13 protein-coding genes are annotated in these 14994 nt (G+C 58.0%); 9 read left to right on the top strand and 4 right to left on the bottom strand.

Features of this window, described 5'->3' with window-relative positions; translation table 11 throughout:
• Positions 1 to 302: 302 nt before the first annotated feature.
• On the bottom strand, positions 303 to 536 hold the full coding sequence (locus ACVW1B_RS18060) for a hypothetical protein (RefSeq protein ID WP_456821904.1): 234 nt from the start codon (positions 534 to 536) through the stop codon (positions 303 to 305).
• A gap of 153 nt (positions 537 to 689) precedes the next feature.
• Here ACVW1B_RS18060 and ACVW1B_RS18055 point away from each other — a divergent pair, with 153 nt between their 5' ends.
• From ACVW1B_RS18055 to ACVW1B_RS18020, 8 genes are all read left to right on the top strand, one after another.
• The gene (locus tag ACVW1B_RS18055; RefSeq protein ID WP_456821903.1) at positions 690 to 1685 is read left to right on the top strand and encodes a glutathione S-transferase family protein; all 996 of its coding nucleotides are present in this window, start codon (positions 690 to 692) and stop codon (positions 1683 to 1685) included.
• A gap of 71 nt (positions 1686 to 1756) precedes the next feature.
• Entirely contained in the window at positions 1757 to 2560 is an 804-nt protein-coding gene (locus ACVW1B_RS18050) for an enoyl-CoA hydratase/isomerase family protein (protein ID WP_456821902.1), read from the top strand.
• 667 nt (positions 2561 to 3227) lie between these two features.
• Positions 3228 to 4448, top strand: a complete 1221-nt coding sequence (locus ACVW1B_RS18045; protein ID WP_456821901.1) for an MFS transporter — start codon at positions 3228 to 3230, stop codon at positions 4446 to 4448.
• Positions 4449 to 4923: 475 nt separating this feature from the next.
• Positions 4924 to 6111, top strand: coding sequence for a pimeloyl-CoA dehydrogenase large subunit (pimC, locus tag ACVW1B_RS18040; RefSeq protein ID WP_456821900.1), 1188 nt, complete (start codon positions 4924 to 4926; stop codon positions 6109 to 6111).
• A gap of 585 nt (positions 6112 to 6696) precedes the next feature.
• Entirely contained in the window at positions 6697 to 7017 is a 321-nt protein-coding gene (locus tag ACVW1B_RS18035) for a 2Fe-2S iron-sulfur cluster-binding protein (protein WP_456821899.1), read from the top strand.
• A 34-nt stretch (positions 7018 to 7051) separates the two neighbouring features.
• Positions 7052 to 8308, top strand: a complete 1257-nt coding sequence (locus ACVW1B_RS18030) for a cytochrome P450 (protein ID WP_456821898.1) — start codon at positions 7052 to 7054, stop codon at positions 8306 to 8308.
• A gap of 1058 nt (positions 8309 to 9366) precedes the next feature.
• Positions 9367 to 9879 carry a hypothetical protein gene (locus tag ACVW1B_RS18025; protein ID WP_456821897.1) on the top strand — a complete coding sequence of 171 codons (513 nt, stop codon included), beginning with the start codon at positions 9367 to 9369 and terminating at the stop codon, positions 9877 to 9879.
• A 389-nt stretch (positions 9880 to 10268) separates the two neighbouring features.
• Positions 10269 to 11510, top strand: a complete 1242-nt coding sequence (locus ACVW1B_RS18020; RefSeq protein WP_456821896.1) for a hypothetical protein — start codon at positions 10269 to 10271, stop codon at positions 11508 to 11510.
• A gap of 207 nt (positions 11511 to 11717) precedes the next feature.
• On the opposite strand, the gene ACVW1B_RS18015 is transcribed toward ACVW1B_RS18020, so the two are convergent.
• Together ACVW1B_RS18015 and ACVW1B_RS18010 are read right to left on the bottom strand one after the other, a co-directional pair.
• Positions 11718 to 12467, bottom strand: coding sequence for a LysR family substrate-binding domain-containing protein (locus ACVW1B_RS18015; RefSeq protein ID WP_456821895.1), 750 nt, complete (start codon positions 12465 to 12467; stop codon positions 11718 to 11720).
• Positions 12358 to 12669: a LysR family transcriptional regulator gene (locus ACVW1B_RS18010; protein ID WP_456821894.1), complete on the bottom strand. Its 312-nt coding sequence runs from the start codon at positions 12667 to 12669 to the stop codon at positions 12358 to 12360. Before ACVW1B_RS18010 ends, ACVW1B_RS18015 begins: the two co-directional genes overlap by 110 nt.
• Before the next feature lie 171 nt (positions 12670 to 12840).
• Here ACVW1B_RS18010 and ACVW1B_RS18005 point away from each other — a divergent pair, with 171 nt between their 5' ends.
• Positions 12841 to 13884: an alpha/beta hydrolase gene (locus ACVW1B_RS18005; protein WP_456821893.1), complete on the top strand. Its 1044-nt coding sequence runs from the start codon at positions 12841 to 12843 to the stop codon at positions 13882 to 13884.
• A 158-nt stretch (positions 13885 to 14042) separates the two neighbouring features.
• On the opposite strand, the gene ACVW1B_RS18000 is transcribed toward ACVW1B_RS18005, so the two are convergent.
• Positions 14043 to 14963, bottom strand: a complete 921-nt coding sequence (locus ACVW1B_RS18000; RefSeq protein ID WP_456821892.1) for a LysR family transcriptional regulator — start codon at positions 14961 to 14963, stop codon at positions 14043 to 14045.
• Positions 14964 to 14994: the final 31 nt, after the last annotated feature.

The following is a 14994-nucleotide window of genomic DNA, read 5'->3' as shown; positions in this document are numbered from 1 at the left end:
CGTTCAATGTTCAACGTCCCGGGCAGGCGTGAGAGATGAAGTCCATGTGCGTGAAGCGCACTCATTGCCCCAATTGATCGCACAGAGGAGGTCTATTGAACGATCATGAAGCAACGGTACGTCAGCTCAGTGTCGAAGACGCGAGGAACAGGCCTCAAAGGATCCGCCGAACAGAATTTCTGCAAGAACTATTCGAAGCCAACGGTGTCGCATTCTTCGGTGGAGAAGATGCCGTCCAGACCTATTGGGAAGCGCGGTTAGCCTTCACTCACGGAGTATACTTGGGATCGGCGCTGCTTAGCTTAAGTTGCATCGAGAAGGAACTCAGTGCGAGAGCTTTTGCGCGCGGCGTTCATGAGGTCGTTGGGAACACTCTTGAAACGATTCTCGACGTCTCTTGCGTTCTCCAGGAAATTGATCGCGAGATAGCTGACCGGATAAAGGACCTTCTTTGCTTGTGCAGGGGATACGCAACATTCCGACCGCCAATATTCATGGGTGGAAATCATATGCTTCAGCGCAAGGTCGGTGTTCATAGAATATCGGAGCCAGACGCGGTTGATGCACTCAGGGCGCTCGCAGACGTGATTGTTCGGTCCATCTCATCAAAACCGACCAGCAATTCGTAGTTCTGCGAAACGCCGGTGTGCTAAGGGTGTGGCGCAATCACATAACAGGACGCTAAATGCGTGCCGCTGTCGCCGAACGCCAAAACGGTTAAAGACGGCAAGCAACTCGAGGGAGGGCGGATGTCGGACCTAATTGTCCACCACTACGATTTCTCAAACTACTCGGAGAAAATTCGTGTGGCACTTGGGGTCAAGTCACTCGAATGGGGGAGCGTGGCTATTCCGCCCGTCCTGCCAAAGCCGAACCTAGTGCCATTGACAGGCGGCTATCGCCGAGCGCCTGTCCTGCAGATAGGTGCGGACGTCTACTGTGACACGCGTTTGATACTCAGGGAGCTCGAGCGTAGGCACAACGAGCCCACCTTCTTTCCGCGAGGACGGGTTGGTCTGGCGAACGCTGTCGCTGCCTGGGCAGAGGGCCCGCTGTTTCAGTCGGTCAGGCTTTACGCTTGGGGAACCAATCACGACCTGATGCCGAGGGAACTGTTCGAGGACCGCGCGCGCATGCGAGGACTACCTATTCCAAGTGTCGCATCGGTTGAGCAGGCGGCCGCTCGCAATGCACCACTCGTTCGGGCGCAGCTCCCTTTGGTCGAAGAGATGCTGTGCAACGGTCGCCCTTGGTTATGTGGAGAGCAGTTTAGCGTAGCCGACCTCGCGGTCTATCACGCCCTTTGGTTTCTGACAGATCGGAGCGAAAGGCTTGCGCACGAGCTCGACCGATTTGAATCGATCCGGTCGTGGATGTCGCGTGTCCGGAGCGTCGGGCACGGGCGGCCGCACCCGATGACCGCCGAAAGCGCACTGGAGGTCGCCCGGCGGTCGCAACCTGCGCCGGCACGCGCATCATTTCGCCAGCCGGAAGATCCTGAGCTCGGGAGCATCGTAGAAATTCGTGCAGTCGACTACGCGAAGGACAGCATCGTTGGGAAGCTTACGTTGCTGGACGAAGACGAGATCGTAGTGTCGATTGAGAATGATCTTGTGGGCATTGTAGCTGCCCATTTTCCTCGCATCGGCTTCGAGATGAGAGCAGCACGTAGTTCCCAGCAATAGTATCCAGTCATGCTAGCACTCGCGCCGTACCTACACTGGGCACCGGCGCGATACTTAAAGGAGGCACTGAAATGAAGACTACCTTCGAAGTTGGACCGGTAAATGTTGTTGTCGACGACCGGATTGCCGTCGTGACGCTCCGCCGCGGCGACCGATTTAACGCTCTTTCGGTCAAGGCGATCGAGTCTCTCCGAGAGGTCGCTTACCGGTTGCGAGAGGATTTCGTCACCAGCGCCGTCGTGCTGACCGGAGATCCGGTCTTCTCGTCCGGAGCGGACCTGAACGATCCTGATCACAAGGCGCGTCGTACAGCGCCCTTGCTGCAAAAACGGGAGCTGCTTCGGTTGGCACCGACGACCTGCGCCGCGTGGGAGGGATTGGACCAGCTTACGATCGTCGCTATCGAAGGTTTCTGCTTGGGTGGCGCTTTGGCATTGGCGGTATCCTGTGACTTCCGCGTAGCCGGGCGAAGCGCCCATCTCCGTCTGCCGGAGATCCCGCTTGGCTGGAATCTGAATTGGAATGCCCAGCCACGGGTCCTGAATCTGATTGGTCCGTCTCGGGCGAAGCAACTGATCATTTTTGGCGAACGTATTTACGCCGAGGAAGCCTGCCGTTGGGGCCTGATCGACGAAGTGGCGGAAGACGGAAAGGCGCTGGAATGCGCCATGAATTGGGCGCGCAAGGCGGCGGCGTTACCACCGCTGGGAGTAAGAATGTCGAAGCGAACGATCACCGAACAGGCAACAGCGCTGAACCGTTTAACCTGCCACATGGACAATGATCAGTACATCTTGACGCAGGGGACGAGCGATCACCGTGAAGCCATGGAGGCGTTCTTTGAGAAGCGGTCGGGAGTCTTCAAGGGCGAGTAAGGGGCTTCGATGAGCGCAGCAACGACGCGGACGCGTCGTTGCTGAATTCCAGATCCCTTTTCAGGGCCCCAGTTGGAGACCGGCCAGACGCGCGGGCTGCTTCGTCGATCTGCGCTATCGGCGCCGCCTCCTCCTTGACCCTTCGTTCGTCGTCTAGCTAGGGCGTGTACCCGTAATTCCAACCGTCGAACGACGTCCACGTGAGCGTCAGAAGCGGACCGATACTCCTGTCGTCAAGCGGCGAAGATGGTCGTTCCTTCAGAACGGGGCGGGCGAACGTAGTGCTGCATAAGGTGTTTGGTCGGAATGATCAGGAGTGCTCTCGGCAGGGGCAGCGGCGCTGGCCTCGCGAGCCCTTCCTTGCGTTTGATGGGGAGTTGTGCGAGAGCCGATTACCCTGCGGAAAGCCGTTATTTCGTGACGCAGTGGGGGATCTGCTTTGGAAGGCCAATGTCGTCAGAAGGAAACCGGTCGATGCTGAGTGCGCATGGCATCATGCGTCGAGTTCTCCGCGGTGTCTCGGGAGCCGAAATTCGTCGTTCCGCCAGCGCTCCGGATCATCAAGTTGCCTATTCTGAGGAGCGCGCGAGCCATGGTGGGGTCGATCTGAGCGTCGATCCTGGCTTTCGCAACGCCCATAGTCGGTAACTCGTTTGCAGAGAAATCGATGTCTCCGCTGATTACGATGAGCGTTGCGCTCGTACTGAATACGATCGGCTTTGCGAATTATGCCGCAGTTCTTCCTCAGGTCCGCGCCGGCGTCGGGATTTCGGAAAGTCAGGCCGGGATTGCGGGCGGCATCTTCTTCCTGGCCTACGCCCTTGGCTCGCCGGTATTTTCTGCACTCACCGACGTCCGCAGTCCGCGGCGGCTCTACATTATCGGAGCCCTATTCGGAATATTCGGCGGCTTGATCTTTCCCTTGATCGATGGGAGCTTTCCTTCGCTGCTTGCTAGCCGGGTGCTCACGGGTCTCGGCATGGCTGGAACATACATGCCGGGACTGCGATTGCTCATCGAGACGCTCCCGCCGGATCGTCAGAGGAGCGGGGCGGGCATCTACGTCTCGGCCCTCACGCTCGGACTATCGGCGTCGTTCGGTCTGTCTGGAGCCTTGGATCTCGTATTCGGATGGTCCGCGGCTTTCATTGGCGCGGCGTCGTGCGCGGCGCTCGCGCTATTGGTGGTTTATGGTAGCATGCCATCGCCGCTCGTGGCACGCGAGTCCGTGAGCGTCCTCAGTCGGTTCTCTGCCGTCATTGGCCGTAACGGCGTAGCATCAACGCTGGCCGCGATGGCCGGAAACAGCTGGGAGGGCATGGCGTTCCGGACATGGTGGATTGCGCTGCTTACCTTTTCCAGCACTGGTCCCGGAAGTGGCTATTTCAAGGGTGTCAATCTCGCGATCGCGACCGCTTTCACAGGGCTGTTGGCAATGCCGCTCAGCGCCTTCGTTGCGAAGCGCGCCGAATCTCGAGGACGCTATGCAGTCATCGCTTGCGCGGCCGCATCATCCGCCATCGTGAGCATCGCGCTTGCAGCGGTGGTCGGTTCGAGCTTCATCGTCGTTTTTCTGGTCAGCATAGTATATGTGTGCACGATCTTCTCGGACGCTGGTGCACTGACCGCAGGCCTTCTGGTGCGAGTGCCCGTGGCTGAACGCGGAGCCGCGCTGGCGCTTCAATCGATCGCAACCAATTGCGGTGCGTGCATCGCGGTCGCGTTCTGTGGATTTGTCCTGCAATCCGCCGGTGGCGCGGCGTCAGCGTTCGCATGGCAAATCACGATCTTGACGATCGGAGCCGGATCGGCCGTGACCGCAGCGACCATGTTCTTCCTCCATCGGCAGTTTTCCGGAACCAGGATGCAAGGTCCGAGCGCCTCTTGAGCGACATCGAGTGTCGGTTCGTAATCCTCGCGTCCGCTTATCGACAAGTCGGTAATGTATGGCAAGCGAATGATTCCTCTTGGCGGAAGAACCACTTGCATAACCAGCCGGTGATTGTCCGGCATAGCTTGCCTCGCGTTGTTCGCTTTTGGTGAACGGCATTGTCGCCAAAGCACATCTCGATCCTCGAACCTTCGCAATACGGAGGACGGGATGAGTACGAGGGCGGACTGCAAATCGTGACATTCTGTTCGTGCCTCCGATGCCCGTTCCGGGTGACGGAATGGATGATGATGACGACTCTGCGCTACCTGCCTGTGCGCGCTGACTCGTACTGGGCTGCACGGGTTGAGTCTTGCTCAACGGGTTATCACAAAACCTCATTTGTCAGCCTCGTACCGGTCTGACAGAGAAAGCTGCGCTCATTAGAGCGCGTGCCGCGGGCCGGCAGAGCGTTGTTCAGAGGGAGCGACCAATGGATCTCAGCTTGAGCAGGGAAGAGATGGCGTTCCGTGACGAAGTTCGTACCTTTTTTCGCGACAACGTGCCGTGTCCCATCCGCCAGAAGCTCATCGAGGGACGTGAGCTCGGTAAGGAGGATTTCGTCATCTGGGCACGTATTCTTAACAAGAAGGGCTGGGCTGTCCCGCACTGGCCGACGGCTTACGGTGGTACCGGCTGGACGCCGACGCAGCACTACATCTTCTTCGAGGAGATGCAGGCCACCCCCGCGCCAGCGCTGCTGCCATTCGGCCCCAACATGGTCGGGCCGGTGATCTACACCTTCGGCAACGAGCAGCAGAAGAAGCACTATCTGCCGCGTATCGCAAATCTCGACGATTGGTGGTGCCAAGGCTTCTCGGAGCCTGGCGCGGGCTCCGATCTTGCCGCTCTGAAGACGACTGCAAAGCGTAGGGGAGACGTCTACGTCGTCAACGGCCAAAAGACCTGGACGACGCTTGGGCAGCACGCTGATTGGATATTCTGTCTCTGCCGCACTGACCCCGCGCCAAAGAAGCAATCTGGCATCTCTTTCATTCTAATCGACATGAGGTCGCGAGGCGTCACGGTCCGTCCGATCCAGACGATCGACGGCGGTTATGAGATCAACGAGGTGTTCTTCGACGACGTCGAGGTGCCCTTGGCTAACCTCGTCGGCGAGGAGAATAAGGGGTGGGACTACGCCAAGTTCCTGCTCGGAAATGAGCGCACCAATATCGGGCGTATCGGTATGTTGAAGGAGCGTATCGGTCGCATCAAGGCGCTGGCGTCCAGTGTGATGGCTGGAGACAAACCGATGATCGAGGATCGGCAGTTCCTCGAACGCCTCACTACGACCGAGATCGAAATCAAGGCGTTCGAGATCACACAAATGCGAGTCGTCGCCAACGTGAGCAAGAACGGCCGGGGCAAGCCGGATCCGGCCTCATCGATCCTCAAGGTGAAAGGCTCGGAGCTCCAGCAGACCATCACCGAGCTTCTGCTCGATGTGATTGGTCCGTTCGGCGCGCGTTATGTAGCGGAAGACGAAAGTCGCAACGAGCTTTCGGATTGGACCACAACGATTGCACCGTCGTACTTCAACTTCCGCAAGGCGTCGATCTACGGCGGATCAAACGAAATTCAGCGCAACATCATCGCCAAAGCCGTACTGGGACTGTGACGGAGCCTTGTAGTCCGATTCGACAAGATCGGAACGAGTACCGTGAAAGCATGGACAGACCACAGACGTTAGCGAAGCAGGCGGCCTCGGCCGACACTACCGTCGCGCACAGTGACGGATGCGCTTTGCTGCCTTCAGCCCGCAAGCGGAGACAGCCATCCCGTGCACTATGACGTCGAATACTGTCAAACCCGTGGGATGCCGGGAATGCTGGCTTACGGCTTTCGGCGCGCAATACAGACCGCGACCGGGGCAGGTCTGCTCCCCATATGGTCGAAGAGTCGCTTGTTGGGTTCCTCGAGCGGAGCAGTCGGCTTTTAAAGCCGGTTTACGTGGGAGACACGCCTTATAGCGAACTGTAAGTCAGCGACCTAAGACCTCAGCGGACCACTGGCGTTCTCACGATGACGACACCTGTCGTCAATCAAAGAGCCGAGAAGGTGCTCGAAGGAAAGCAGATCTACCTTCTTCGAAAACGGGTGCGCAACGGTGTGACGCGTCGTCGAGCGTGGCGACCAGGTCATCGCGCATAGGCTGGTGCCCACGGCACGAAGTCGTTGGAATGAACAATTGAGGAGGAAAGACATGCCGAAAATCGTCTATGTCGCGCACAGCGGAGAAACGTTCGATATCGAAGTTTCCGAGGGGCTTAGTGTCATGGAAGGTGCTGTTGGAAACAGCGTTCCCGGAATTGATGGCGACTGCGGAGGACAAGTTGCTTGTGGGACCTGTCACGTCATGGTTGACGCCGTCGACGCGGAACGCGCAGGGTCGCCGGACAACCGTGAACGTGAGATGCTTGCCATGATCGATTCGGCTGGTCCGTACTCGAGACTCGCTTGCCAGATCGAGGTGAATGCGTCGCTCGACGGCCTCGTGATCAGGCTGCCGGAAAATCAGTTCTGAAGCGAGAGCACAATCGGTCTGGAAGGAGACGCCAATGAATTTCGTATCGACACGCGCCGCCGAAGACGCTCGGGCCGCAGCTTATGCCGCGCCGCTGGCGGAACTGAATCCGTACGACCCTGCGCTATTTGCAAGCGATACGGTGTGGCCGTATTTCGAAAGATTGCGCCGCGAAAGCCCGGTGCACTACACAGCCGAAAGCCCGATCGGTCCCTATTGGTCCATCACCAAGTACAAGGACATTATGGACATAGAGATCGACCACGAGACCTTCTCGTCCGCAGCGGGCATTGCCTTGCCTGATGGTGAGCTGGATTATCAGCGATTTCCGATGTTCATCGCGATGGACCCGCCCAAGCACGACGACCAGCGCAGGGCGGTTAGCCCAGCAGTTGCGCCGGCAAACCTTGCTTTGCTCGAGCCGTTGATCCGGGAGCGGGCGGCGGACATCCTGGATAATCTGCCGATCGGCGAGCCATTCAACTGGGTCGACAAGGTATCGATGGAGCTGACCGCGATGACGTTGGCGACATTGTTCGGCATCCCTCAGGAGGACAGGCGGCGCCTCACGCGATGGTCGGATGTCTCGACTGCAATACCAGGGCATGGCCTGGTCGAGACGGCGGAACAGAAGGTCGCTGAGATGTCCGAATGCTTCGCCTATTTCGTCGATCTTTGGAATAAGCGGGTGAACAGCGAGCCAGGCGGAGATCTGATTTCCATGCTTGCTCATTCGCCTGCTACACGGAATATGGATCGTCAGGAATATTTCGGCAACCTGATGTTGTTGATCGTGGGCGGAAATGACACCACTAGAAACACGATTACTGGCAGCGTCTACGCTTTGAACCGCTTCCCGGATCAGTATCTAAAATTGAAGGAGAATCTAAGCCTGCTGCCATCAATGGTTTCGGAAACCATTCGATGGCAGACCCCTCTTGCCTACATGCGACGCACGGCGAAGCGGAACGTCGAATTTCGCGGTCGGCAGATCCGCAAGGGAGATAAAGTCGCGCTTTGGTATGCATCCGGAAATCGGGACGACGAGTCGATCGAGCGAGCCGACGAATACATCATCGACCGCCCTCGTGTCCGGCAGCATCTTTCTTTTGGTTTCGGCATTCATCGTTGCGTTGGGAATCGGCTCGCTGAGCTGCAATTGAAGCTCGTCTGGCAAGAAATGCTGACGAGATTCCCTGAGATTGTCGTCCTCTCGGAGCCAAAGCGAACCTTTTCCGCATTCGTAAAGGGATACGAGTCGATGCAAGTCATCATCCCTGCTCGCGTCTGAAATCCACGAAACGCACAATGCTCAAGGAATACCCGTTATGGCTGTAGTGCGCCGCCAGTCTCTGACAGAATTCGACGCGCCACTCTGCGAGACGATCGTTTATACCGCCCTATGCCGCGCGCGGCACAGGGCGGTATAAACCGCCAAGCTTAGCGACGTCGATCCACAGGCTTGGCTGGTCGACTTTGCTTGCCCACCTGCCGGATCATCCCGCCAAACGCATCCACGAACTCATGCCTTGGGATTGGCGACCTCACCCGCAACAGACAGATTCCGATCTCGTCCAAACAGGTTAGATCGTCTGGGGTTATGACGCCGTCGCGAGCTCATGATCGCCCCGCAGTCGCGTCGACTTACTCAAGCCGAACTCGCCGAGAAGCCTTGGCTGCCGGAAAGTCCACCAATCGCCGACGGACGCGGACCACACGCATGATGAACAGATTTTGTGAAAATTCAACTCAACGTAGGACGGGCTTCTATCCGACCCTATACGACGTCCGCGTTGCGTCATATTCGACGGCTTCAGATTGTCGGCAGGTTGACGTTCGCTCTGCCGCAGACGCCGAACCGGGCCGAGCCAGATGCATTTAGTCGAACTCCCGTGATTCAAACTCCCGAACTGGCTCGAATCATGCGCTACGAACTCGCCGATCATGAACGGGTTGCCGAGTAGTAGAAAGAACGTAGACGTGGCCTCAAATGCAAATCTGAATAAGCCAGCCACAGAAATGTTGTGGCGGCTATCGTGCCATGTTCCGCAAAATGAAGAAGGTTCGGCTCGTTCGGAACGACCTATTACGACTCGAAAGACCTACGGGTCGGTCTAGTTCCAAAGGCTGGACCAAACAACTTCAGGAGAAGATCCGATCTTCTTTAATCTCCGGAGAATCGAGCTGCCTGAAAAGGCGCCTTGGCGTGTACTCAAGAACGACGCAGGTGCCTGAGCATATGAGCATGCTCTCACGAACTCACAAAGAACGGGGGAAATTGACTCGTTGCGTCGACGTTAGCGGCTCCTCACGCCGAAGCGTCCCGATAATCCACTAAAGGAGCGCGCTATGTCCTGGAAGTCGAGGCCGAGTTGGTACTTCGTGGCCGACGAGGGCAGCACCGTCCAACCGGAGCTTCAAGGTTTCGTCGCAAAACGCATGGGTGCAACTGTCTTTGAGACCAACGGCAGCCGCGTCCCCAAGCTGGCCCAGACCGACCTCGTACTTTATGTGATCCGCAAGGCTGCAACCGCCGTTCAGCTTCTAAGGCAACGCAAAGTACATCGCACCTGTTGCAACGAACCAAAGGGAACTCTCGGCGATGCAAAGAGCGAAGCGTCATTGGAGGCCTCAGCAGATTTCGTGCGAACCTATAGCGCTGTCGTCGACGCGCTCACAGCGACGATCATGAATGCAGAGGCTGGGTTAAACTGGCTGAGAGCTCAACCCCCAAATCTGGAAGAAGTCCGCCGAACTCTCAATAGCATTGCTAGCGACGGCAAGCGAGCAGGCGCAATTGCCGTTCGACTTCACGCGCCGTTGAAAGGGTCCCCACAGCGGGAAGACGCTGTTGAGTCTTGAGCTGAAACCACCGAGTTGGCCGGAGCAACATCGCGTTTTGCCCGACTCAGTGCCTGGGCGATGCCCGCTTTCGCACCGCTGTTAAGGGCAAAGCAGACATCAAGCGCGCTCTGATCCGCACCATCCCGATTTATGATGAGTACACAGCTTAGCTTGTCCGAACGTCCGAACCGCAACCATGATCCCGATGGCAACTTCCTCGCGCCGTTGGAGATTAACAGCTTTGAGATCAGCGCGTGCCAGACAAGCGAGACCCAATCGTCCGTCACGAGGATCGCTCGCCAATCTAGTGGCAGTCCTCCGGCTCCATCCAACGATCGAACGCGACGGGCGGCTCACAAGGCTGGCCGAAGCACGGCGATCCAATGTCTCCAGTTAGCGGACCGCGCATGAACGCTGTCGATCTTCGGTTTAGCTTGATCGAGGGTGCCGAAGACTTGATTAATCGTATTGCGTTCTGCACGGCTGTCGAAACGGATCGTGCATTTCAGGCGCGCCTCCGAAGCCTAGCGGGTTGCGCGGAGGCAGAAGATCTGCTCGTGAGGCCGCCGGGTGCGCAAGCCTGGCTGAAGCTTTCTGTTATAGCTGTGCAGCTAGAGGTTCTCCGCGAACCCTTGCCGGAGGTGCGAAAACTCGATCTGTGGACGACGATCGACCGCGATCCTCAACTCAGGCAGGAGGCCTCGGCAGCCGCGTCACGACCGGAGGCTCGACAGCGGGCTGTCGACTTGTTGGCACCGGTCTTCAACCCAAAAGCCTCCTTGAGTGGAGCGCAACTAAGCTTGCTACTCAACTGGGCGCCGATGTTAGAGCATGTCGCCTACAGCTATTTCACTAACGCCGGCATGCTGCTCGACGAGCTTCGCAAACCGCTGATCGGGCAACTCGGCCTCTCACCGAAGGAGCGCGATCGCGGGCTGCTCGACTACTGGACCATTTTGCATACCATGGGCCACTTGTTGACGATTGCTTCCACACGCGGAGCGCGCCAATGGCTTTCCGAGATGGCGTCTTCGTTCGAATGGATCACATGGACGCCGAGCTTTCCCCTTCTACGAGAGCGCACGCTTTGGCTGATGGCCGCTGCGGTAAAGTCCGCCGTCGCGTTCGGGGAGAGCACCGTCGAGAATTACCTCATTAAGCTGTCGAGCGTCGACGAACCCATGAAAACTTTCGATCGCCTCATTGCGCTTGTGGCGTTGGGGCTGGATCAGCCGAGGCTTGCTGGCTACCTGATCAGAGAACTCGAAAGCCTGAAGTCCCGGCTGCTCCTTCAATCTGCGATGGGATTTCAACAGGTATCCCCATTGTTTGACGAAGCCGTCGACGTCCTGCGGGACCCTGAGCGCTATCAATGCCGGTTCATGACGTTAGGTCTGATGGATGGGGGCTGGCAGCTGGATTCCAGGCCAAAAAGGTCTGGTGTTGATGTGCTGCGAAGCGATCCAACCGAGCGGCTTAAATGGGGTGACAGGCTCGGATTCGTCGCCTTGCCGCACATTATAAGCACGCGTCCAGAGACCTACTATCCCAAGGGCAATTCGGATGTTCTGCTCACGCCGCCGGAGATACGGAAGATCCTGAAGAGGGCCTGGGCTGGCGAGCAAAGGCAGAAGCGATCGCTTCACTGAAGCCAATCGGTTGCGGGCGCCTCCTGCGTGAGCTCTGCCGCGCGGGTCAGTGCAATAGATTAGCAACGATCGGGGCTAACCTAGTTTGAACAACAGCTACGGCGTCCTGAGATGTTGGTGTCATAAAATAGCTCAGACCTGTTCTTCGACGGCATCAGGTCCGTCGCGACACTCGAGAAGGAAGCTTGCTGTTGCGTCCGATCAACCCTACTGAAGTGCTTTTTTCCGCGATTTCGCAGGGGCTAAGGCGGATATGGCGCTGTTCCTTGCGTTGGTAACGAACGATTCGATTAAGGCCGTCAGCGCGGCAGAGGGAGAAGGAGGTTCGGGCCGCCATACGACGAATGTCTCCGCGACTCGCCCATAGTCGCACAAATCGCGGAACACCACGCCGGCTGGCGCCATCCTTGTCTGCCTCGAGCTCTTGAGTACGGCGCCAAGTCCAGCCGACACCAAACTTAGGGCGACAGAGGCCGACACCGTCTCATATCGGATCTTAGGCGTGAACCCTGACGCCTCGCAGGCTTCTACAAATGAATCATAGAAGGCGGCGCTCGCGGACCGCGGCAACATGATCCACGATATGTCGGCAAGGTCTCTCAATCTCAGCGGACGAGTACCCTTGGCCGCGGCGATTCTCGTTGGTAAGGCTACGGCGAAAGGGTCTTTCATGAGAATAAGATGCTTGAACCCTTCGGCCGGCGGAGGCGGAGAATGCGTAAGCGCGAGGTCGATGATGCCATCACGCAACGCACCGAAGCTTTCGGTTGTGCCCATGACGGAAACCGAAATGGTGACATTCGGCCTACCCTTTGCGAAGGCTCGCAGCGAGTCGGGCAGAAAGCCATCATAGGCCGCCGCTGCGACGCAACCGATGGAGAGCCTTCCGCTTTCGCCCCGCGAGGTTGCTACGGCCCGTTGCTTGGAGTCTTCGAGCTGCCGGAGCAAGGGCAGCACACCTGAGCGAAATTCGCGTCGCCGGCGTCAGTGTGATGCCGCGTGGCGTCCTGTCGAAGAGCTTCACTCCGACCGCATCCTCAAGCGCCTGAAGCCGCCGGCTGAGTGGTGACTGTTCGATACCCAATCGAGCCGCCGCACGGCCGACATGGCCTTCCTCTGCTAGCGTAAGAAAGGATTGCAGGTGTCTTAGCTCGATCAACGGTCAGACCCTTTCGGTCTTAAACGGGCGCTTATTATGCATTGGACGCAAGAGGATTACCACCCCACTGTTCGTCTCTCGAAGTGAGGGGGCGCCACCAGAGCTATGCCGTTTCCGGTGTTGGCTCCTGACAGCACGCATCCTCATGGGCAAGAATGAAATGCAGGCCACATGGGTTTCAAAGAACGTGGTGTCGCCGCAACCACACTCGATCCAAATGAGAAATGCTTCAGAGTTCCGTTCGAAGGCGTGGGCGGACTGTGCTTTTACCTTCGCTATCTGCCGGCGACGGTAGAAGGTGCTGGACGTAAGGCCGTGCTTTATGCGCACGGTGCAAGGCTGGCGTCTGCAGTTACCATCGCGCATCGCTTCGATGGACTGTCGTGGCGCGATAATCTGGCGTCAGACGGGTGGGACGTCTGGGCGCTGGACTATGTCGGCTACGGCGGATCGGATCGGTACGCGGCTATGGGTGAGGCACCGGAAGCGAATCCGCCGATATGCCGTGCCGAAGAGGCTGGCCAGCAGATTGAGCGTGCAGCCGAATTCATCGTAAAGCACAGCAATCTCTCGAGCATCTCGATCATCGCGCATTCATGGGGAACGAACGCGGCGGCGCTGACGACGATCCGCCGGCCGGAACTGGTCGACATGCTCGTGATGTTCGGTCCGGTCACACATCGGCCAAACACGGGAGTCCAAGCCCCGTTCGTTCCGGCATGGCAGTACATCACCGTCGAAGACTGGTGGAAGACGTTCATGGCCGACGTGCCTTCGGGCGAAGAGCCGGTTTTCGATGAGCAGCACTTCAAGGTATGGGGGCAAGCTTATCTTGCCTGCGATACGGAAAGTGGGCAACGCTCCCCGAACAGCGTCAAGACCCCCTGGGGCGCCCTCACGGACGTTTCGGAATTGTGGAATGGCGGTAAGCTATTTGAGCCTGCTGACATCAAGGTGCCAACGCTGATCGTGCGGGGTGAGTGGGATAGCTATTCGACCGATGCGGATGCGAAATGGTTGTTCGATTCGCTTACGCAGGCGCCCGTCAAGAGGGACGTCAAGATCGCGCGAGCGACCCATTTCATGCACTTCGAAGTGAACCGTTTCGATCTCTATGAAGAGACGCGTGCGTTCCTCGCGGGTGCGAAGACACGCCAAAGTGCCTGCCGCACCCGGAACGAACATCTCGCGCTCAGATCGGCCGTCCAGAACTAGCCGAGCTTCGACGCCGCCCGATGCGATCGGCGACATACTGGGCTTTCCGTCGGCTACGATATCTCGGCCACCCTACAGGGTATGCTAGTTCTTTTGGGGACACTCGCAGCAGCGCGACATCAACGATCATGGCCGCTTGTCGCCTGCCGCGCGAGTCCTCAAATCGTTCCCGGCCCCCGACTGCGCGGCTCGAACGTCTTTTGTGCTTGTCCCCGTGCAACATCAATCATGGCTTTCAGGCCAGGCCGCTGATCGGTGTCCTTCCAGACGCACCACGTTTCGGAGGGGTCGTGTCGCCCAGCGATTTCAATAAACTTGGCTCTGGTGACATGTCGTGTGTTCAAAGTCTTTGGAACGAGAGACACGCCCATGCCGGACTCGACAAAGGACACGACGCTGGTCCAGTGACGGACCTCATGCTTGATGTTGGGCATAAAGCCGTGCGCTACGCATATCGATATGATGGATTCGAAGTAATGCGGGGAACCGCTGCGCGAGAACAGAACAAATTCGTCGTTCTTCAGTCTGTCGAGCTTTATCGAACGTGCTTTCGCCGCTGGATGGCTTAAGGGGACGCAGGCGAGGAACGGCTCGGAGTGGAAACGGAAACAATTTAGTCCTGCAGCTGTCGTTGCGCCCAGGACAAAGCCGAAATCGATCTCGTCGCGCTTGATTGCCGCGATCTGTTCGACGGAATTCAGCTCCGTCAGGAGAAGTTCGATGCCGGGATTTTGCTTGCGGAAGACATCCACGATCTGCGGCATACCTCTGTAGATCATCGATCCGCCAAAACCAACCCGCAGCCGGCCTTCCTTGCCGTCGGCGACGGCCTTCACCAGCGCCTTGGTCTCGTCGAACTGCCGCAAGAGGAGCCGTGCTTCGCGCTGCAGGGCGACGCCAGCGCGGGTGAGCTCGACGTTGCGGCTGTTGCGATTGAAGAGGGGGGCTTGCAACTCTGCCTCGATCTGCCGGATCGCCAGGCTCAACGGAGGCTGCGACATGCCGAGCCGTTTGGCTGCACGCCCGAAGTGCTTCTCGTCGGCAAGGGTTGCAAAATACCGGAGTTGTCTGAGGTCCATGGCTGTCGCCAACGCTGGGATCGATATGTGA

It is taken from the genome of Bradyrhizobium sp. USDA 4502 (assembly GCF_054063355.1).
The sequence above is the reverse complement of the archived record's forward strand: the minus strand, read 5'-3'. Positions and strand labels throughout refer to the sequence as shown.